The sequence below is a fragment of the Allomuricauda sp. CP2A genome (genome assembly GCF_001683915.1).
Taxonomy (GTDB): Bacteria; Bacteroidota; Bacteroidia; order Flavobacteriales; family Flavobacteriaceae; genus Flagellimonas.
In genome coordinates, this window is sequence record NZ_LXTT01000028.1 from 1 (window position 1) to 21,879 (window position 21,879).

18 protein-coding genes are annotated in these 21,879 nt (G+C 41.9%); 6 read left to right on the forward strand and 12 right to left on the reverse strand.

The genetic code is table 11. The features are described 5' to 3' along the window. The first annotated feature begins 430 nt into the window (after positions 1–430). Both A7D14_RS04060 and A7D14_RS04065 read left to right on the forward strand, forming a co-directional pair. On the forward strand, positions 431–817 hold the full coding sequence (locus A7D14_RS04060) for a plasmid mobilization relaxosome protein MobC (protein WP_116183697.1): 387 nt from the start codon (positions 431–433) through the stop codon (positions 815–817). After that, on the forward strand, positions 818–3,115 hold the full coding sequence (locus tag A7D14_RS04065; protein WP_067030351.1) for a relaxase/mobilization nuclease domain-containing protein: 2,298 nt from the start codon (positions 818–820) through the stop codon (positions 3,113–3,115). A 43-nt stretch (positions 3,116–3,158) separates the two neighbouring features. Here the strand turns inward: A7D14_RS04065 and A7D14_RS04070 are convergent, their stop codons facing one another. The 9 genes from A7D14_RS04070 to A7D14_RS04110 form a co-directional block, all read right to left on the reverse strand. Then, positions 3,159–3,446: a hypothetical protein gene (locus A7D14_RS04070; protein ID WP_067030354.1), complete on the reverse strand. Its 288-nt coding sequence runs from the start codon at positions 3,444–3,446 to the stop codon at positions 3,159–3,161. A gap of 181 nt (positions 3,447–3,627) precedes the next feature. Continuing rightward, on the reverse strand, positions 3,628–4,035 hold the full coding sequence (locus tag A7D14_RS04075) for a hypothetical protein (protein WP_141673212.1): 408 nt from the start codon (positions 4,033–4,035) through the stop codon (positions 3,628–3,630). Positions 4,036–4,136: 101 nt separating this feature from the next. Then, positions 4,137–4,634, reverse strand: coding sequence for an ORF6N domain-containing protein (locus A7D14_RS04080; protein WP_067030360.1), 498 nt, complete (start codon positions 4,632–4,634; stop codon positions 4,137–4,139). Positions 4,635–4,676: 42 nt separating this feature from the next. Continuing rightward, positions 4,677–5,075 carry a helix-turn-helix domain-containing protein gene (locus A7D14_RS04085; RefSeq protein WP_067030363.1) on the reverse strand — a complete coding sequence of 133 codons (399 nt, stop codon included), beginning with the start codon at positions 5,073–5,075 and terminating at the stop codon, positions 4,677–4,679. Positions 5,076–5,160: 85 nt separating this feature from the next. Next, positions 5,161–7,692, reverse strand: coding sequence for a type IV secretory system conjugative DNA transfer family protein (locus tag A7D14_RS04090; RefSeq protein ID WP_166247890.1), 2,532 nt, complete (start codon positions 7,690–7,692; stop codon positions 5,161–5,163). Between the two features lie 35 nt (positions 7,693–7,727). After that, the gene (locus A7D14_RS04095) at positions 7,728–7,985 is read right to left on the reverse strand and encodes a hypothetical protein (RefSeq protein WP_067030369.1); all 258 of its coding nucleotides are present in this window, start codon (positions 7,983–7,985) and stop codon (positions 7,728–7,730) included. Continuing rightward, on the reverse strand, positions 7,982–9,538 hold the full coding sequence (locus A7D14_RS04100) for a hypothetical protein (protein ID WP_067030373.1): 1,557 nt from the start codon (positions 9,536–9,538) through the stop codon (positions 7,982–7,984). Before A7D14_RS04100 ends, A7D14_RS04095 begins: the two co-directional genes overlap by 4 nt. A gap of 67 nt (positions 9,539–9,605) precedes the next feature. Further along, positions 9,606–10,436 (reverse strand): hypothetical protein, encoded by an 831-nt coding sequence (locus A7D14_RS04105; RefSeq protein WP_067030376.1) that lies wholly within the window; start codon positions 10,434–10,436, stop codon positions 9,606–9,608. Between the two features lie 123 nt (positions 10,437–10,559). Continuing rightward, positions 10,560–11,783, reverse strand: coding sequence for a hypothetical protein (locus A7D14_RS04110; RefSeq protein ID WP_067030379.1), 1,224 nt, complete (start codon positions 11,781–11,783; stop codon positions 10,560–10,562). 63 nt (positions 11,784–11,846) lie between these two features. Here A7D14_RS04110 and A7D14_RS04115 point away from each other — a divergent pair, with 63 nt between their 5' ends. Genes A7D14_RS04115 through A7D14_RS04130 form a run of 4 tightly spaced genes read left to right on the forward strand, consistent with a single transcriptional unit; the run spans position 11,847 to position 19,343 of the window. Beyond that, positions 11,847–12,686, forward strand: coding sequence for a M23 family metallopeptidase (locus A7D14_RS04115; protein WP_067030381.1), 840 nt, complete (start codon positions 11,847–11,849; stop codon positions 12,684–12,686). Beyond that, a complete protein-coding gene (locus A7D14_RS04120; RefSeq protein ID WP_116183684.1) occupies positions 12,673–13,947 on the forward strand; it encodes a hypothetical protein in 1,275 nt (424 codons plus the stop codon). Before A7D14_RS04115 ends, A7D14_RS04120 begins: the two co-directional genes overlap by 14 nt. A 1-nt stretch (position 13,948) precedes the next feature. Beyond that, positions 13,949–14,398, forward strand: coding sequence for a hypothetical protein (locus A7D14_RS04125; RefSeq protein WP_141673213.1), 450 nt, complete (start codon positions 13,949–13,951; stop codon positions 14,396–14,398). Positions 14,399–14,438: 40 nt separating this feature from the next. Next, a complete protein-coding gene (locus tag A7D14_RS04130; RefSeq protein WP_067030391.1) occupies positions 14,439–19,343 on the forward strand; it encodes an SNF2-related protein in 4,905 nt (1,634 codons plus the stop codon). Between the two features lie 152 nt (positions 19,344–19,495). Here the strand turns inward: A7D14_RS04130 and A7D14_RS04135 are convergent, their stop codons facing one another. The 3 genes from A7D14_RS04135 to A7D14_RS04145 all read right to left on the reverse strand — a co-directional run. Beyond that, positions 19,496–20,299, reverse strand: a complete 804-nt coding sequence (locus A7D14_RS04135; RefSeq protein ID WP_067030394.1) for an HNH endonuclease — start codon at positions 20,297–20,299, stop codon at positions 19,496–19,498. Positions 20,300–20,310: 11 nt separating this feature from the next. Further along, entirely contained in the window at positions 20,311–21,132 is an 822-nt protein-coding gene (locus A7D14_RS04140; RefSeq protein WP_067030397.1) for a hypothetical protein, read from the reverse strand. A gap of 4 nt (positions 21,133–21,136) precedes the next feature. Then, on the reverse strand, positions 21,137–21,879 hold a 743-nt coding region (locus tag A7D14_RS04145; RefSeq protein ID WP_067030400.1), incomplete at its 5' end, for a DUF488 family protein.

Genomic DNA, 21,879 nt, shown 5'->3' on the forward strand with positions numbered 1-21,879 from the left:
TGTGTAGCCCTTGTTCCTGTGGAAGCCAAGAAATGCCTATCGGCCTCCTTGGCATCCTCGGAACCGCTCAAAAGCCCATGGGACAAAAAAGTCCCATGCACTTTTTTTGCCCAGGCACGGTATTTAAGTTTGCTGTATCGTTTATTATCATTTGAGATGGTGCATATCATAAAATGAATCCGTTATGGGGGCAATAGGTTGTCTTGACAACCCTACTTAAGATGGTAAAAACAATCGTTCGCTGTTATCCAAGATGTTATAATGTCCATAATTAATTTGATGGTACATTTATACCTTAAATATCCCATTTACTTTCGGTAATAATTTCGTATATTGAAATTCAGAGAATTTCGCAAGTTATGTTTTAAGTATCTTAAAACTACTACTTCTAACGAAGTGAAAAATGCGGTTATACCGTTAAACCAGAGAAATGGCACGTAAAACAGGCAGAAAACCTTTAGGCAATAAAAAGCGGATACATGGCATAGTGCTCCGCTTTAATGATTCGGAACTGCAAATGGTCAAGGAGACCATGGGAACCTACAACCTCGATTTTACCAAAAGGGGAGTAGTGGCCCCTTTTTTAAGGCGGCTGATACTTGATAAACAACAGGCCGAGGACACCAAAAAACTGCCCGGACCTTCGGCAAACCTCATTTATCAAATCAATAGGATCGGCACCAATATAAACCAGCTTACAGCAACTGCACATGCCAAAAATTTGAGAAGCCCATCCGCAAAGTTGGATGCTGAAATCGAAAAAACGAATACCTTATTGATGCAAATTTTGGAACTGTTAAGTGAAAAATTACCATAAATGATCGGTCGTATTCTATATCGCGAGACCGTACATGGGGTATTGAACTATGTTTTTGGAAAGAACGGAAGTACCATTTTGGGCTTTCAGAACACGATATCGGAATTTGGCACCACCCCTAAATTTTTCGCGAATACATTACATTTTCAGGGCCAACGCCATGATTCGGCCAGTCGATATGCCCATATTACCCTCAACCTGCCCCATGGGGAGCATCTTGACGACAAAACGTTCTATAAGGTTGCCAAGGATTATATGGATGAAATGGGATACGGGGAACAGCCCTACGTCGTGGTACGCCATAGCGATACCATCCATGAGCATGTACACCTTGTATCTACCACCGTGAACGAATCCGGTACGCTCATCAATTTGCGCAACGATTACCATAGAAATGTAGCCACCCAAAGGTTTTTGGAGAAAAAATACGGTCTCTCTCCTTCGCCGGGCACAAAGGTTCAAAGGGACCTTCCGAAGTACCGTTTGCCCGAACTACAGCTTTCTGTCGATGAAAATAACGGGACTAAATTCTATATGCAGGATGTAATCAACGGCCTGTTGCAGAAATATAAAGTTCGGGGTTTTGAAGAGCTGGCGCGATTGGCAAAACCTTACCATATCGTCGTAAGGACGATGACCCATGCCAGCGGAAGGGTAGGGGTGGCCTACGGCATCGACAACCAAAAACAATACAATACCCAGTTCATAAACGGCTATGTCGTCCATCCTGAACTGAGTGGGCCAAAACTAAGGACCATCTTTGAAAAATACAGCAAATCAAAGCTTTTACCCATGCACAAAAAACGTTTGGAAAAGCAACTGCTGACCACATTTAAACTCTTCAATAATATTAAGACCGAGGATTTGCCCGATGTCCTGAAATCTTATCAGAACATCGATTGTCAGCTACTATATGGAAGGAATAGGCAATTGGCGGACTTTATTATATATGATAAGTCGGGATATACTTTTAAGGCATCCGAGATAAGCCTGCAACACGATTGGCCCAATAATTCCCGATTGAGTGGAGACCAGTCCTCCGAGACCCACATTGATATTGGGAGTAATCAGTTTAGCCTTGAAATCAAAAAACTGATAAAGAACGCTTTCTACAAATCGTATCTGGGCACAAATAAAAGCAAGGAGCTATTGTCGGAATTTGTTGTAAACAGAAATCTTAAGGACTTGCTGCCACTTATAGCACGTACTGAGCACTATTCTTTTTTGAACCACTATCTAGGTGCAAATAACGGAAAAATGTTGCCCAAGACCCTTAAAAATAGGTTTGATGACATTCGAGCCGAATTCGCGAAGACCGAATCGAAAAGGGAAATCAAAAAACTGGAAATAAGGACGGGGTTGATTAAAAAGGTGCTGGAAAAATCGGTTTTTGACATAACCAACGATACGAACATCGCATTTTATCTACTACGGGGGTTAGGTCTAAAATATCATCACGGCAACGTTACCTTTTTGAATTCTGGCACACATTCCATTCCCCTTACATTGCAAGGAATAATTCCCTCCAATTCCGATGAAGCCTATATTTCCACCGGGTCCATCAACCAAAATGAAAAGGTGTTGGAAATGCTAACAGCGGACGATAGCACAAAAGCCATGGATTTAAATCCAACATCATTTTTCCTGCCGATATTGATGCCGGAATTATATGGGAGCATGACCAAAACGTTTCGAACGGGTTACGAGAAAAAGAGTTTAAAGGCCTTTCATAAGGCAATGGAAGGATTCAATATCCTATTTGAAAAATCCCCAACCGATTATATAAGGCTTTTCAATGCCAGAGGTTTCTTTTTTGAAGCACGGGGAGATAAAATCCATGTAGCATCCATCTATTCCAAATATCCGGTCAGTGTTCCATTACGTAAAAACACTAATGAATATCTCAGTTCCCTGAAAAATTTGGATGATGTACTGAAAGAACAACGCACGGCCATGGATAGTATAAAAAAGCAGGGACGAGGGCAGCTTAAAAACCTATGGGTCTCTTATTTAATGGAAAAGCAGTGGTACGGAAAGGTTGCCTACATAATGGTCTATGAAGGTATTCAACCCAATTTACATCCTGAAACGATGGAGTACCATATGGAAAACGGCTTACGGGAAAAATTGATCGAGATGTCAAACCGAAAAGTTAGTGCCGAACAGGCCTCATTGCTACGAAAAAGTGTTTATGCATTCAGTTCACTTCTAGGTGGCGATTATAAAGAAGAAGACGTCTTTAACGGGTTTAAGGACGAGTTTACTGACTACTCGAAATATAAATCTTTATTTATCTAGGAAAAGACACCTTATCGGGATTTGGTTTTGGCGAAACACTTTTTCAGACAACAGGCTGGTACCTATAAGTACCACCATCCACCAAAGCTACGACCCGCGACGTGGTCGACTCGGTAATCTGCGAAACACTGTCGGCATAGAATAGTCTTACGATAACTTTTGGGTTGTTGAAATAGGGTGGTTCCCCTCTCAAGGGCTGCCCTTCGTCAATTCCGGCTATGAACATGACCTGGCCTATGGATTGCCATGATTTCGCCTTGATGAAGAACCCATATTTCAATTCAGCTTCGTAGTATTGTTCGTAAATATTTAAAAGACCATCAGAATTCATACCCTGCTTATTTTAAGCTCCTTGTATCACGGAGAATTTTATTAATAAAGTGTTTCAAAAAACATGGCTAGTGTCGTTAATTTAGAAGTTGAAGCCAATGTCATGATTTTGGGGACGCAATAAAAATTGATTATTTGCGCCTCTTATTTTCAACTAAATATCCCAAATTCTTTAATTATCCCTAAGAGCTTGACTTTTCGAAAAGCCAGTTGGAGTTAACCAAAACTCCATCACTCCATGCCGAGATTTTTATATTTTTTATCGAGGATTTTCTAGTCCGTTTTAATCTCACATCATAGACATTTGCTCTTTCGTCGTTTAGTTCTCGTATTGAGTGCCATATCTTTTGGACTACGAGTTTTTCTCCCAGCTCTATTTTTGATCTAGGGTCCTTTGAAATTACTGTTAGAATATCCCCAGGTCTTGCATTGAACCATAGTCTGGCCTGTTTCAAATTTTCCTCAACTTTGGCTTTTTCCTTACTTTTACGCCAATTTGGGTAAAGAAGTCCTGAACTTGATAAGGATTTATATTCCGAATTGGTCAATCCATTTCTACACCAATCGGCGAACTCAAGTAATTCTTCCATGGTAAACTTTTTTGCGGGACGCTTCATTTTATTGGTTTGAAATATAAAGTCATTGAAATATTGAATTGGTACACGAGTTTAAATTTCCCATCGTAACCTGGTTACTTATATCCAATACGTTTTCTGGGCCCGGTCTCTTTGACGATAAGCTTTTTGATCGCGTCAAAGACCACTTTGAACTGCTGGTCGTATTTCCGTTCCATAGCCAGTATTTGTTTCTCCAGCTCCTTGTTCGATTGAAAAAGCTTTCTGAGTTGGACAAAGGTTCTCATTATAGCGATATTGACATCAAGTGCCTTTTGGCTTCTAAGTACACTGGAAAGCATAGCCACCCCTTGTTCGGTAAAGGCCATGGGAACGGCCCCACCTAAAATACTTCTGTTGGGTATCACATTCTGTGATACCAGTTCATCTATCTCAGGGACGCTGAGCTCGAACATGAAATCCTCCGGAAACCTGTCGAGGTTCCGTTTGACCTGCTGTTTTAACGATCTTGTTTCCACTTCGTATAATCTTGCCAAATAAAAATCCAAGATTACCTTGTGCCCCCTTAAATAATGGATTGTTTCGGCAATGGTTTCTGATACGATCTTTGTCATATTTGGTCGGTTTTGGGGTATCACAAATTGTGATACCCCTCTTTAAATTTTCTTCTTGAAGGTCATTAAGGCATCCACTATAGAGGACTCCAATTCCTTATATTCCTCCTGTACATCCGTTTGGTACACCACGTTCTCGCCGATATTGTGCTTTTCGATAAACTCGTTATCGTACGAAAAGATCCACATCATATTATAGCCCAACGTATAATAATATAGTGCCAGCTTTATAGTGGTAAGGGAAATGGTTCCCCTTTCGACGTTCGCGATGGTCATGGGATTCATATCAAAACGCTCCGCAAGTTTTTTCATTGAGAATTGACTCGTAATTTGATTGTCGGTGTCCTTCTTGACCAGTTCTTCGCGTATCATACGCAAACGCTCCCCGATGTAAGCAAAGTCCTTCTTTGACCCTTTCATGATTTTTTCTATATCTTCCATACTATTTAGTTTACTAGTTTATATGACACTTCAGCTATCGGCATTCTTGATTGGTGAATTTGAGGCTATGCTAAGTTGCTATTCATTATTCTTCTTTGGTTTCGACCGGAAAACTCGAATATAAAGCCTCCAGATCCTCTTGTTCGGCAGCGGCGAACAAATTCACTTCCTGGCTTGCCGACACCTTTTCGAATGTCGGGATTTGATGGACCTTTAAGAACGCATCTGCCAATTCCCTGCTCGGCTTCTTACGATATTCTTTCATGAAATGCGCTGCGATGGCCTCTTCCTTCTCTAGGGATTCCCCGATCTGATCACCCATTTTATTTTTATCGAAAACGGTGGATTCGAGTTGCTTTCCCGTGCTTATCAAATATTCCTCCTGAACTAAAGTATCGATATCCTTAATGACTTTCAAAAAATTGATATCCAACACATTATCGATTTCCTTGTCAATGTACATCCGGTCCACTAACTTAAAAATGAAAGCCTTTAGATCTTCTTTTGAAGTTTTCCTTCTTGAAAGCTCTTCCAAACGGGGCAGGTGGTCAAAAAGTTTCAGTTCACGTACCAATGCTATGAACTGCATACGTTTTATGGTATTGGAATAGTGCTTATGGGCAAACTCCTTTAGATATACATTGTAAAAATCAATATAGTCCAATTGCTGGAAATCGATTGCATGGACATTATCGAAAAAATCAAGGGTCCCAATAAGTCGTAGCTTTCCTTCGACCAACTCTTTATGGTTCTTGCATTTAAAATGGGTATGTACGGGAATATCGTATCTACCTTGAATTTTCTTCGAGGCCATATTAGGTCTTATCTGGCCGAAACATAGTTTTTGTTCAATGGGATTTTCAAAGGTGTCGGCAACGATTCCCCCAAAATGACCTGTGGACATGCTCGTAATCTTACTCTTCGGCAGCAGTTCGGAGAGAATGGTACTATAATTGACCGTAGTGTCGTTATTGGAAACCGTTTTGCTCTTTTTTTCCTGATGTATCCTACCGAATATTTCACTTATCCGTCTTGCGGTTTCTCCTTTGGCGGCCCCACTGAAAACGTTCGAGCAATTGTCGAATATAACCTCCGCAAGTTCTCTACCGTAATCCGCGATCAGTTGCGTGACGCTCTGGATGCCCAATATGGTAGCGATATAGTGCGACCTTCCGGTATCGATTATCTTTCGAAGCCCCATAATAAAGACAGTCGGGACTTCATCGAAAATCAATCCTAACGGTCTTCCCCCGGGTTTATTGACTACTTGCAAGGTCTTATTGATGTAGAGGCCGATAGGGGCCGCGTAGACTTCCGAACGGTCAGGATTGTTTTGGATACACACGATTTTAGGTTTTTTGGGATTGTTGATATCCAGGCGAAAATCGTTACCGGTCATGATATAGTAGATTTCCTTGTTGGCCAACATCGATAGTGAAATTTGTGCGCTCGCGGTCTGCCCTGCCAATTGCTGGCCCGCTTGTCTTTCCATGGCATCCTTAAATGGAATCATCAAGGTGCGTACCTCCAGGTCCTGCATCATGATTTCCAACAGGTACTCGATGTTGACCATGGATAAGGTAATGGCGTGGGGAAGCGTACATATGTTCTTGCCCAATTCCTCGGATTTCTTCTTCAAGTACCAAATCAGTCCCGAAACGAAACTTATGGCGCTCTTCGCGAAGAAATCGCTGCGCTTTATCCAATCCTTGTTCAGGTTTTTCATGATAACGGTGGCCGCATCCGCAGCATCGGACTGGTTCTTCATCAAATACGGATCGATGGGATTGCAACGGTTCGACTTTTCGATGTTATCAAAACTTATGACGTAGAATTCCGGAATTTTTACGGTTCGGGGGACCTTGTCATTTTCGGGCCGTTCCCTTTTTCTTCTGAGGTAGTTGTAGGCGATTTTGCTCAGGGTGTCGAATTTAAAATCATAGAGCAGCATGGTAAAATCCTTTTCTATCATTTGCTCGATAATTTCCTCGATCAAGGCAAAGGACTTTCCGCTACCTGGCGTACCGATAATCAACAAAGCGCGAAAAAGGTTGACAAAATTTATCCAGCCCTTTCTTAATCTCCCTTTATACCTATATTCATAAGGTATGTTTACCGAATGTTCGGTGTCCACACGTTTTTCCGTTTGCCGAAACATCTCGTTCCGGTCATTGAAAGGGTCGTCATCGACCATGTTGCCGAAATTCATCGTTTGGAAAATATGAACCGTACCGGACACGGTAAATAGGAACCCTAAAAAATAGAGACCTGCGGACAACCACAACATACCGATATGGTTCGTTTTAAAATATGCAGATATTAAAAGAAGCATACAGCCCATACCAAAATACGAAAGGCCACCGGAGAGCGATTTGCCTTCCTGTTTTTTAGGGTTGTATAACAAGACCGCACCAAAAATGCACATCACCAACAATCCCCTGCTTTTCAGGGGGCTTTGTAAGGGTCCAAATCGCATCAAGAACCGATAAACTATTTCGGAAAGATTGGAATCCAACTGCCGGTCCTGCAGGATGGGATAGTAGCCCGTAAAACCTATTACCGTAAATACCAGCACGGATAGTAGCATTGCCGAAAAAGCCAGATTCTTGTCCTTCATGTTGAAAACTTCAGGGTTGGAATGAAATTGAAGGACTAATTGAACATACGTTCCTTCCATTGCTCTACCACTATGTTGGACGCAAGGACGAAAGATACTTCATTCGACTTTATGTAGTCTATGGTCTTATCCATCAATAGACCGGCCTGATCGTTGATGAATTGGGCATAGGTATCCGCTTTTTGCAGACGGTGCTTTAGTTCGATATCGTTCTCTTCGACGAGTTCGTCCAAGAGGGCGACATAATATTGGTTGTCCTGTAGTTCTTCCGATAGTGGTTCCATGATATTCATGCGATATGGTTTTGTAAGTTATCGTTTTTCTTTGTTCTTTCATCCTCCCTTTCCCTGGAAAGAAAAGCGGTGTTCTTAAAATGGGAGACAATGGCCAAATAGGGGATGGCATACGTATAGGTCAACCCGAAATCACATTCGACGCCATTTGGCTTTATGGACTTGATGGTTCCTTTGTTCGTTGCGCCCTCTGGACCCTTGGGCGATTTCAATTCGATTTGATCGCCAATCCCCAATTCCTTGGGTACGACTTTTTCCATTTTTATAAATTTTGTTTTTTTCGAAACCATGAGGTCGTCGTTCCAGTCCTTTCCGTTTGATTTATGGATGTTGGCGGTAAAAGGGAGATACAGGCCGTTAATGGCGTCGAGTAAGGTCTTGAATACATTTTGTTGCCGTATGATATGGGTAGTATTGATTACTTCCTGTAAAGAGAATTCCAAAAGCAATTTATCGGAGAACCCCACACATCGAACCAAACCAAAAACATGGTTATCCCTACGGAGGTCAGAGGTCAATTTTTCCTCCAAGAGATTTTTGTGGGATGCAATCCGATTTCGCACTTTTTCAGTATAATGGATGCTCAAACTGACATTGCCATTTTTGAACGAGGCTTCCGCATAGAGGTCCGTATTGTTTTGATTGATCAGGGCCGTAAAGATCTTTAGGTCATACTCATGGCCAGATATGTCATTGTCCATGATGGATTTGAGTTCGAGGCCTTTATTTTGTAGCATTGGCGTAATCAATTGCATGAAGAATTGTAGTTTTTCCCTGTGCACGTTCCCACCGAAGGAAACGTAGAAATCATCCTTTTTGCCATGAAGTTCTTGGTAGGAAAGAAGGTCTATACCGCTTTCCCCGAAAATAATTCTGGTCGGCCTTGCCATGATTTTGGAATGAAAAAGAAAATGATCTTTTTGATTCAATACAAGACGGAACTTTTTTACTTTATTGTCGGCCCTTCTGCGGTAGGGCTTGTTATAGAGGATATAGTTTTTTGGGTCGCCCGCCAAATCATATTTGGGAAAGGCGATGTTGGCGATTCTACCGCCGTTGTCCCTAATGTGATAGGCATTGAAAATGCGGCCCCTAAAGAGCGGACTGTTTATGGTAGCTTTGCAGATTCCCCGATGGATCCGTAAATAGTTTGAATTCCGTAACGGGACTATATTGTATTTTTCTTCCAACGATTTTAAGAAAGCATTCGATTTTGTGATTTTGATAACGGTGTTCCCTAGATCGTAGGTTCGATTGGTTATTTCCAAACCGCTTTCTATGGCTTTGTAGAAATTGGCACTACGTTGCAAAAGGTATTTAAAGAACAGGCCCTTGTCGCAGGAATCGTTCCGGTTGAAGTAGGTCATGGGTTTGCGCATCGTCTGCAGTACAATGCGGTCCTCGTCATTTTGAAACTCCATAGACCCGGCACTTTGTTGTACCAACTTGTATCCGTTCTGATGTAGGTACATCGGAAAATTAGCCTCTTCATTGATCTGGGCAATCAAATTTTTATAGTGTTGCGGGTTATCCCCGTAGTTTGGACTTTGCATGGAAAGGTTTTAAAATGGCCGACACACCAAGCATGTCGGCCATTACATTGAGTTGGTAATTATTGGATTACATACTTATGGCGTTGCTAGGCTGTTTCTTTTTTTTTTCGCCGCTTACCGTTATCGCATCCTTGGTTTCCATATCCTTGACCTTTGCTTTTTCCAAAGATTTAGTAATAAAGCGCTCGGCTCTCGGGCTGTAGCTGACCATATAGGTCAAGGGCCCCTTCTTGGTTGCCTTGATCGTTATTTTCGTCTCCTTGCCCTGATTTAAGGAATCCGCCTGTTCTTGGGTCAATTGTTGCCCATAGAGATAGGTGCTGGACGACAAAGCCGATTTTGTACGGATGTCGTTCAGTTTTGGCTCGTAATAGGCCAGTTTCGTGAACGATTCTCCATTGGAGGAACGGCCCTCAAAGGAAACGAACCGGCCCTCATTGACCATTTTGTCAAACTCGGCCTGTGTAAACTGGTGGTTGTATGCCTTGGCCTGGGCCAAGGTTACCTCCTCCTTGCGCTTGATTTGAACATCCAATCGGGAACCAGAAGTGGGGCTGTATACCATTTGCACCATTTTAACGCTTTCCTTGATGACACCATCTTTTGGATACGCGGATTTATGGAGGTATTCTTCCCCTCTTACGATGGCATCCTGCACATTCTCGGGGAGCTTGGCAAAACTGATATACGCACCTTCAAGCCGTTCTTTGGCCTCGCCCAACGCAAATCGCTGCGCAGGAGACTTTTGCATTTCGAGATATTCGCTCTGCTTATCGATTTCAAAGGTCAGATTGTCGGCCGTCTTCACTTTGTACGTTGTGTCGTTGACGGCGACCGCATCGCCTTTCTGCCATGCCTGATTGAGTTTTACGAACACTTTTTCTACTTGTTTTTCCATTTTTGAGTGATTTTTAATTGTTAAGGAATTTTTAATTAAGTACTTTTGAGTAACGAGCATTTCAGGAGTGATTTGCTAGTTAAGGAACGGAAAAGGGGCGGGAGCGCCCTTTTTCCATTTTTTTTATAGTGCGATTCTATATTCTTTCAACTGCACCTCCTTTCCGCTTTTGGATCGATGTTCCATGGTCTCCCATTCCGAATACCAATTACCGGACTTGGGTTTTAGAATATCTATCGCCTTGTTCAAATAGTTTTTATAGTACGACCAGACCAAAAGTTTAATGGCGTTCGTCTCCAAGGGCAATCGCACCTTGATACTTTCCTCGTTTTTGGAAACCGAGATTCCGTACCGGTTCAATCGATGCTGGTCGAGTATGTTGTTATATCTTAAAAAGCTTTGGGCCAGTTCCTTATTGTACCTTTTCGTATGGTCATAAAATCTGGAAAAGGCTTTTTTGTCGCCAATAGGGAATCTTAGTACCATATCCCTGTCCGTCAACGACAATTTGAATCCGGAATCCTTTATGAAGGTTATGAAATGAAGGTCCCGTAAATAACCTTCTATTTTCTTTTCTCCGGTAAAACTAAGCATAATCTTGTCCACTTTAACGGTTTGCCGTATTTGAAAAAGAATATCGGTTGTTTGTGAATTTATTTCTCCCAACGCCATATACACCACGTTTTTCAATTGGAATTTTTTATGAAAGGCCAAGGCCTCCTTGGGATTCTTGAAAAGAAAGAGTCCGTCAATTTTCTTGGGTATATTGGAATACCATAAGGCATGCTTCGCAGCTGATTCCCGGTAGGGGGCCACATTTTTGCCCGCGTCGACGAAATACCCGCAAACGGTATTCTGCATATTGAACAGGGGGAAAAGAATCTCCCCTTTTTCGTTTAGGAACATACGGCCGGTAAAAGAGGGTAAATCGGCAGCATCACCGTACAGGCCTTCGCCATTATTTTGGATGGGAAGTCTATAAGAATCGAAATGATTGAAATCCTTGGGCACTTTTTTGAACTCACCCTTCCAATCCCTTGATATGGTCAAAGCGTCAGTCTCCAATACCTTTGTATGGTAGGCCGCTACCTTGTCCCATAGCATTTCTTTTTGTACGCCCTCAATTTTCGAGACGTGTTCGGTGATCAGATCTGTTGCCGAGAGTTTTTCCTTCGGACGTTGGGCCTTATAGTACAAAAAGCCCTCTTCTGTATATATGACTATATAATACAGTCCGGCATTTTCGAAAATGCGATGGGTCTTTTCCGTTCGAATACTTTGGAAACCCAAGTGTTCAAAAAGTTTGGGGAGATGAATCCTATAGTCTTCCACAAGCCATTTGTTCATCATATCCTATTAATGTTTGTGTATTTGCATTAAAATAATATATTTGCTTATAAATACAAATATATGAATTTTTTTGAATTCACAACATTTCGAACAAAAAATATCATCTTGGGCATTTGGGAATGCTTGAAACAATTGGGAAGAAAGGAGTTGGCCTATCTTCTTTTATTGACGCTTGTATGCCTTGTGTATTTTGTACAGGGAGATCACAAGATGTCGGAAACGAGACTGCATGACGCCACCGTTGCCATGGCCCAGTATCAAGAACGCCTAAAACTGAATATAAATTCCGATTATGGCGATTCACTGACCGTTCAAAAAGAGCGGGAACAACTACTGATGGCCATCGAGGAACGCATCGTGACGTATCTCTATCAAATTCCCGATTATTCCTATATAGGTTCACTGGAAACGTACTTGAAATGTCGCCACGTACTATTGGAGCAACTCCCTTCCGCCGTTCCCTTGGAAAAAGGAGATTATATACTTTCGAGCGATTACGGTATTCGGAGCCATCCGATTTCCGGAAAGACAAAAAAACATTTTGGAATCGATTTGGCCGCATCCAACGGCAAACCCGTCTACGCATCGGCCTCCGGTATCATTACCGATATTTTCTATTCCGATAAGGGCTATGGAACCCATATCATAATCAAGCACCGATTCGGTTTTCAGACCCTTTATGGGCATCTGGATAAAGTTTTGGCCCATAAGGGCCAAAAGGTCGAACAGCATGAACTCATCGCTACCGTGGGAAGTTCGGGAAGTTCCACTGGCTACCACTTACATTACGAGACCATCAAAAATCAAGTAAAGATCGATCCGAGACCCTCACTTGCCTTAAAGAAGAAGATATATGAACATGTAATCCAAATAAATCCAAATAAAGATGGAGAAGAATAGCATAAAACGTTGGCAGAAGGTACTGCGTTCGGCAAGAAGGCTGTACCATTCCGTAAATAACTATAGGATGAGCGCTAAAGACCCCGATTTCAGGGATTTCAGCCTTCTGGAATACGACAAAGTAACACCTGAAGAGGTAAACGATGCGAAACGATTGGGTTTCATGAAACAACTCCAGCTTGCAAAAAGGGGATATGTAGATAAGAACCTTAAATTACAATTGGTAGCCGCAAAACGGAAAGAACGTTTTATAGAACAAGACCACAAGATTGTTCCCTTCGGAAATCTTCGGGTCATGGAAGGGGAAAAGCTAGTGGCCATGATGCAATTGGGCTTTGACACCCTTAACGAAACTTTCTGCGTAGCCTATCGCAATCATGAAAATATTCCCCTATGGAAACCTTATGACACGGTAAGATTGGAACGGTACTTTGGTGCACTGCATCCGGAAATGGGCAATAAACTTAAATTAAGCCATATTTTTTTCGATATAGGTGCTCTGAAAGTCGGCCAAGATTACAAATTGGCGATTTGTCGGGTCTATAATGATGCCGTTCGGCAAACATTTCATAGCAACACCTATTTTCAAAATAGTATTTCCTCCCCAAAGGAAGACCTATTAGTGAACCCCAAAAACTATTTTGGCCAGCAATTTTATCTGTCCTTGTCGCAAGGGAAGGAAACCATAATGACATTGACCGAGGCGACCGACCTTTATTTTGTTTTTCAGTCATTTATGGAAACGGCACCGAAACAGGAATCCATTTATTTTGAAAAGCAAGAGTTTAAGAAGCGATTTCTCGATAGCGGAATTATAGTATTGGCCCATCTTAAACATGGACTCCGCCTAGGGGTTCAAAATGGAACGTTACAGATAGGGAAACATGACGGGGCAAATGGAAAGGGGCGTTTACGCTGGGAAAATTTTGAAAGCCGGATGCAATCGGGTTCGCTCTCGGCCATTGAAAAGTACTATATATCGAAAGAGGTCATTTCAAAAAAGAACTTTTTGGTCGAAACGGATGCCATTTCCTTGAAATCCGACACCAATGAGGCCAGTCTAAAAAAGCACTATGGCACAGGAAAATGGCATTTTTTGGAAGGGAAACATCATCGGTCAGCAATGAATTCCAGACCGGTTGACGACTCGGTATTGGAACACATCAACCGAACCTATTCCCGAAGTACTAATTTCCAAACTGCGTTGGCAAAACTTCAAAAAAATCAAACCATACAAACTGCACAAATAAAACAACAATAGCATGGATCGGAATATGCTTATACATCAGGGCAACACCTTTGAGAAGGTAATGGAAACCATCGATTTTACCTACTACATGGATTTTAGCGAAGGGGACGATAACGGCAGTGTTATTCTATTCGATAGGGAAACACAAAAGTTGGTTTCGGATAACTATATGGCGAACCGTGATTTGTACGAAAACCTTTTGTACTACAATTACGAATGGATTTGTAAAAGGCTCAGATATGCCAGAAAATGTATGGTCGAAGAACACGGAATCGACCTTGCCAAGGAATATTTTCTCAAACATGAAAAAGAGTTCCAGGGAATTCTTTGCAGGTCTGAAAATATAACGGACAAATGCAATATGGCTTTACAAAAGGACTTGGGTTTTACGCTCTCAAGAAATGATCTGCAAGAAGTTCGCAAGCTTCTGAACAGTAACCAAAACAAAGGATTAATTATGTAACATAACCATCCGATCAAGTTCCTTAACTCACTCACTCAAAATGAAATACTCAAAAAAGAAGTACCTGGATTATTTGGTCAGGACGATTGAAGCACTCCACAGTCCTGAAAATCAATCCCATTTTTTCATCAACAATCCAGGATTCGGAAATATCTTCGACATTCTAAAAAATGATGCCTACCGGGCACAGCTCATTAGGATATTGGAGAAATATTATGGCGAAGAATACACAAACACCATTATCGGTAGCCTAAAAAAAGGATCGCTTAATTCTTTTTACACCCCCGAGCCGATTATCGATGCAATATCCCACTATTTAAAAACCCAAGGGTCCTTTACTCCTAAAACCATTCTTGAGCCAAGCGCCGGTAACGGGCTGTTCATTCGGGAATTGTTGAGGCGCTATCCCTCCGCGAAGTTTACCGCTTTTGAAAAGGAGATACTAACCGTACGAATATTGGAGCACAACTTCAGGTTCCGGCAGCGGGTCAAAATCTTCGGCGTTCCCTTTGAAAACCTTTCCCGGACCGATGCTGCGAAAAGCTATGACCTGGTCATCAGCAATGTGCCCTTTGGGGACAATAAAATATTCGACAGCGGTCTAATGGGCCATCCGTTACAAACCAAGATTTCCAGAAATATCCATTCCTATTTTGTCTACAGAAGTCTTGAATGTCTAAAACCTTCAGGTGTTTCCATTTTGATATGCACCAAGAATTTTATGGACAGGACCAAATACGTTCCAATTCGGGAGCATATCATCAAGCGAAACAATTTTATGGGTGGGGTGCGTCTGCCCGATACTACGTTTTCCAAAGAGAACACGGCTATTGTAACGGATATTCTGGTTTTCCAAAATAACCGGCGTATTGAAACTTCGAACGAACAGAAGAAAATAAACAGCTTGTTTGCCAACAGTTCAGAGCAAACCGTAGGGAAAAATAATGTTCAGATAAACGACTACTATACCGAATATACCTCCCAAATTATTGGAACTATCGAAGAAGGCGGTCTCTACAACAATGCGGACTACACCGTAAAAAGCGATAAAGGCTTGGCGCATATCGCTCTTGAAATCAAAGCGTTGATGGCAGGATTTACCGTGCAACCAAAGGCGCAAAAAAAGGCCACAATTCCGGCCATTGCCCCAAAACCTAAAGAAACCTCGCAGGCGGAAGAAACGGCCATCGGTATTTCCGGTGCTGACGATCCCGAACTTAAACCTGGAAATCTGACCATCAAGCAACAAAAACTCTATAAAGTAGAAGAGGAAAACGGTTTACGGTTATTGAAAGTAAAGCCCCGGGAGTTCGATAGGCTGTCAAAAATAATAGCGCTGCGGGATACCTATTTCAAATTTTTACGGGCACCCGAAGAACAGATCGACAAGGTAAGGGACGAGCTAGACTATCAATACGATGCCTTCAATTTCCAGTACGGGCGGCTCCATGACAAAGCCAACTATCCCTTTGTGACCTTGGATATTCAGGGGCCTTTGATTTTGGGGCTGGAAACACCGAAAGACGGAAACTTTATCAAATCGGAGGTTTTCAATAAATCATTCCGGTCGATTTCAAAAGAAAAGCCGCAAGAGCCGAAGAAAGTGCTCAGCTTGGAAGATGCCATTTATTATTCCCTGAACAAATTCAATCGAATAAAATTGGATTCCCTGGTTTCGAACACGGGCATGGAACAGGACGAAATCATAAAAAAGGCTTTGGATCTGCAACTATTGTTTTTGGACCCGAAGGAGCAGGGATGGGAACTGGCCCCCAAGTTCCTGTTTTTATCGGGAACCATTTACGAAAAACTGAATGCCTATCGCAAAAACGATTTTGGGGAATATCAGTCCTATGTGGACAAATCCTATATCGAACGTACTGTTGTTGCCTTGGAAAAGGTAAAGCCACCGATGACCCCTTACGAGGATCTGGATATCAAACTCCATGAACCGTGGTTTCCCATTGAATATACCCAAGCCTTCATTTTCGACACCTACCGCTCCTTGGTACATATCGCCTATAACGAGAGTACCTCCAAGTACATGGTCAAAATCGAAAAGACGGATTATGAGTATATCAAAAAATTCAGCGTGCGTACGGAACATCGCTATTACAATTTCAAAGAGATATTGGAAGGCGCATTGAACTCCACCATACCCTACGTCACAAAAGGCTCGAAACAATATAAGCGCACGGACAAGGCGAAAATGCAGGAAATACGCATCAAGTTCGACCTTATTTACAAGGAGTTTACCGCATACATCTTGGGCAAGCCTGAAATCAAGGCGCAATTGGAGCGTATTTTTTACAATACCTACGATGCCCAGGTCCATCCGAAATACGACGGTGACTACCTTCATTTTGAAGGGCTGCAATATTTTACCCCGTACAAAAGCCAAATGGATACGGTTGCGGGAATCATCGTAAACCAAGGCCTTTTGGTCAACAAGGAAGTCGGTTTTGGAAAAACCTTGGATATTGCCCTTACGACCCAGAAACTAAAGGAGCTGAACCTCTCGGAAAAGACATTGGTCATCGGTCTTCGCTCCACCGTGGTGCAATTGGAACGGGAGTTGTTAAATGCATTTCCCACGATGAAACTATTGGTGGCCCATGATAAGGTAGTAAACGGGAAGACAAAGCGAGACACCTTTTTTAAGAAAATAAAAAATGGCCGGCATGACGTCGTGCTGATGAGTCATGACACGTTTAAGTTCATACCCCAATCCCCCGAGATCATCCATGAAATCATAAGCGAGGAGCTGGCAAACCTTGAACGCGACCTTAGCGTAATCAACGAAAATAAATACGATGTAGGCAAAAGGGTGCTCAAAGGTCTGGAGAAACGAAAGGAAAACCTGAACGTAACCTTGGAGCAGGTCTATTACCAGATCAAAAGCAAACAGAACGATGCCATCGATTTTGAGCAGATGGGGTTTGAACATATTATGGTAGATGAATCCCACAAGTTCAAGAACCTGATGTACACAACAAGGCACCACAGGGTTGCGGGGCTGAATACCAACAAAGGCTCCGAACGCAGTAAAAACCTTTTGGTGGCCATCCGAACACTGCAGAGGGCAAAGACAAGGGATTTTCAGACCACTTTTCTATCGGGTACGCCCATTTCCAATTCCATTACGGAGGTCTATGTGCTGTTCAAATATCTAATCCCGCATAGAATGGAACAGATGAACATTACATCATTCGACCAATGGGCACAGGTCTTCGCCAACAAATCCTATGAATTTGAACCTACCGTCTCGGGGGATTATAAAGTTCGCGAACGCTTTCGTTCGTTCAAGAAAATGAAACTGTTGTCCTCACTGTACAATGAGATTTCCATAATTGTCAACGGAACCACGCACCAAATCGATAGGCCCAAAATGCAGCTCGATGTGCACACGCTAAAACCCACGGCGGCCCAATTGGAATATTTTGAACAGATCAAGGAATTTCTAAGAACGGGGGACAGCAGCCTATTATATGGGGATAAGGACTATACGGAAGACCAAAAAAGCGCCCTCTCACTGATTGCCTTGCACCACATGAGAAACGCCTCCATAGACCCAAGGATGTTGAACCAGAACCTAGAAGATCCGGGCGATGCCAAACTGCAGAAAATAGCCTCCGAGGTATATGACACCTATAGGAAAACGGACGCTTTTAAAGGTACACAGGCCATTTTTTCGGACCTGGGCGTACCGAAAGACACATTTAATATTTACGATGAACTCAAACGCATTCTGACCGAAGAATTCGATATTCCCAAAGAAGAAGTGGTATTTATCCATGATTTCAAGACCGACAACAAGCGGCTGGAATGCTTTAAGCAAGTGAACGAAGGCACTTATAGGGTCATCATCGGTTCTACTGAAAAGTTGGGGACCGGTACCAATATCCAAGAAAGATTGGTACGCATCCATCACGTGGACATTCCCTATCGTCCGACGGACATCGACCAACGAAACGGTAGGGGAGTCCGTAAAGGCAATATTGGCGCAAAGCAGCATTTTGGGGACAAGGTCGTTGTTTCCTTTTACATTGTCGAAAACTGTACCGATGCCCTCATGCTCAACAACGTCAACATCAAGAAAAATTTTATCGAGCAATTGACCAATGGCACCATACAGTTCAATCGGCTGGATATGGGCGCGGTAAACGATGAGGGCACCATAGATTACAAAACGCTCTTGGCGGTCGCAAAGAACGACCCGTTGTATCTGGAAAAAGAGGAATTGGGCAAAGAATTGGACGAACTGGAACTGGAACGATCCATTTTCAAGAAGAACCGTTTGGAGGCCAAGAACAATATCGCCTTTTATGAAACCGAACTGACAAGAACGACAAAGAATATTGACAAACTTGAAAAAGACCTGTCCTTGTGGACCACGCTGCAAGAAAAGGACGTTTACTATAGTGCATTGGGAAAGGCACTTGATAGCCCCGATACCATGGATGCCAATATGTTGGGCCAAATACTTAATTCGAGGTTACAGGCCAAACGGGAAGAAGTTGGCCAGCATACCATTATGACTATATCCAATGCAAGACTGGTTCTTGACGTAGAAGACAAATTGCACCACCGCTTATTGGTACTTACCCCGAATGCCTCCTATGGTTATGGTTCCAAGAGAATCGTGGCCAACTGGCAAAGCCTGACCGACTATGTTTACAATGCCCTATCCAAAATCCCGAAATCCCTCTTGGCACAAAAGGAACATCTGGCCGAGTACAAAAAATCCATAAAGGCCAACCGGAAAGTATTGGAACTTGAATTCGACAAGACCGAAAAACTGGCATTGGTTCAGAAAAGGCTCGTAGAAATCAATACCGACCTTGATGAAAAGTACGATGCCGAACCGGAGGAAAAAGAAGAGAAATGTAACTCACAAAGTGCACGGTCACAGAATATAAACATGAACCAAGAAATTTCAATGTAAGGTTTAGGGCGTTGCCCGGGCTATCCGCTATATCGCCCTTGCGGGCCCCAAGGTTTCGTAAGCCCAAAAAGAGCTCCGTTGTCGCTTTCTTGGGCAACGAACCCTAACGGCCCGCCGCGTTCGATGCCGCTGCTATCCCTAACGCTTGCTTTTTACTCCTTGACCATTCTCTCCGTAAAACGCCTTATAGGCGATTGATTTTCATTTCGTTCTAACCAATCATTAAATAAATTCAGCTCAGAAGCTCCACAGTTAATTACATATTCAACACCCATAATTACAAGAACGAAATAATATATGCCCGGTTCGATGATTAAGAAATCCAATTCGTGAAGTACTTCGTAGGGTTTAGGATTGAATATAGGGTCTACAAACCGCGCCTCTTCGGAATAAATTCTACGCTGACTATAAATCCATTGTTCTCCTTTTCCAAACCGGGCATATTCACGTAATGGGTCTAATTCGGACATATCAATAACTTCATTCAGATTTGACTGGTTATGACCTGCTTTTAAAGCAAATAACTCCAGAGCGGTCTTTGCAAGAAAACGGGACATTTGGTAGTTTTTGTTTTCAGGCATATCCACCACTTCAAACATTAATTTATTGACCTTCTTGTTGCGTATTAAGTTTATTACTTTAGTATCATCGCCTCTAAAACCCAAACTATCCCCATCCATATACATATCAAACCAGCCACCATCTTTATGCGGAAATAGGGTTTTGTATGGGATGTTACGCTCTTTTATAGATTTGATATTGTTTCTAAATCTTACATTTTGGAAATACTTCATCTCCAATAATGGTTTCTCAATTTTCACGGCAAAATATTGGTTACATTCATCACATACCACACCAGGTCGAAGAATCAATTCTTTATTGCCTAACGATTCTGGAATGATATGCTGAATACTTGAAGACCTGCCGGACGATTTCTTGCAGAAAATACAACGCATAATTCAAAAAATTAAAATAAGCTAGTTTGTATTTCAATACCCGGTGTGAAAGTTCCAATTATCATAAATGGATTTTTAGAACGATAATGAAATGCCTTGGTTGTGCCCAAATACAAATGCAAATCTTTTTTCAAAGCAAAATAGTCGAAGTATTTCTGCCTGACTTTCTCAACGGCAACCGCTTCATTTCCTTCTGCTGCCGCAAGTGTGTTTCTAAATAGTGCTCCAATTTCCCAATCTTCAATCATCATTGTACTTGACACCCCGTTTTCATCTTCAATTACATAAGAGAATTTATATGGAAGTTTTGCCACAACCTCGAAGGGTTCTTCTTCCATTTCGAATAAATTCCCTTGTTCTTGTAGCGCTTTTTGTTCATCTAATTTTTTCTTATCCCATTCGGCCGAAACTTTCTCGACTTTGAAATCGGTTACCTTAGCAGGTTTAAAGACGGCTAGGGATGTGCAGATGTCCTTATCGTGTGCTTCGGCTATAAGTGCCTTGATATCCGTATAAACTTTTCCAAGAACAATTTGTTTGCGTTTATACCAATTGCCTTTGGTATCAATTGTATTCAGAAGTGTAATCGGTGTGTCAATAGTGGCCGGTCGAAAACTTTCAGGTCTAAAGTCCTTGTCGTTATTTACAATATCTAATTCAATCCATTGGTATTTTGTATACTTCTCGTCCTTTTTTAGCTTCCTAAATGGTATAGGATATAGTCTTATCCAAGAACCGTCTTCTAGAAAACCTGCCGTACACACAAGTTCTCCGTATTTCGCCGAAAGGGAAGGGTAGGTTTTTACAGTGATAAGTACTTTTGTAAGCGCCATTTTTTTAAATATGCTTCAAATCGTATTTAAAATTAGGAGACTTCTTCAAATTTTCAGCTAGGTGGGTTCTATGGCATTGACAGGTATCGGCCTCAAAACAAGTAAGGGCAATACGCCTGTGTTTTTCCAACAAACTGAGTATAAAATTTTGACTTTCAATGGCCTCTTTTAGTACGGTCGCCTTATATTCATCGAAAAGCAAATCATAGTCTTCTTGCGTATTTAATTCTCGCCTTTTACTAGAATCAATGCCTACATCCGGAATATGGATGTACTCAATTCCCAATCGACTACAAAAACTACTTAAAGACTTTTTGCTAAAACCGTATTTCTGGCTCAAGGGGTTTCTTCTGACGTCTACAAGAAGATGGACATTGTTTTTTAGTAACCTGTTTAAGTATTCCTCTAGCGAAATACCTTCATACCCAATAGTAAATAAAACTGTAGATTCATCATTATGACGTGCAGTTACAACTCTTTCAAAAAACTTTTCTGGAAGAATTCTCTCTGCTATAATGCTATTGGTGGCATAATACGGAAAATTGATATATGTATGTTTTGTAATGACATCCGTTTTCATGCTTCCGTAAAGCTCGAAAGTTTCGTTGACAAGTTGCTTATCTACTGGGGTAAGTTCTTTATAATATTTCTTCTTTACATTAAGACTATAGGTTTTCTCTGATTCAACTAACCAATCATGTTTTACCATAGCCGCCAAATCCGCCTTCAGAGAATACGAATAGCACC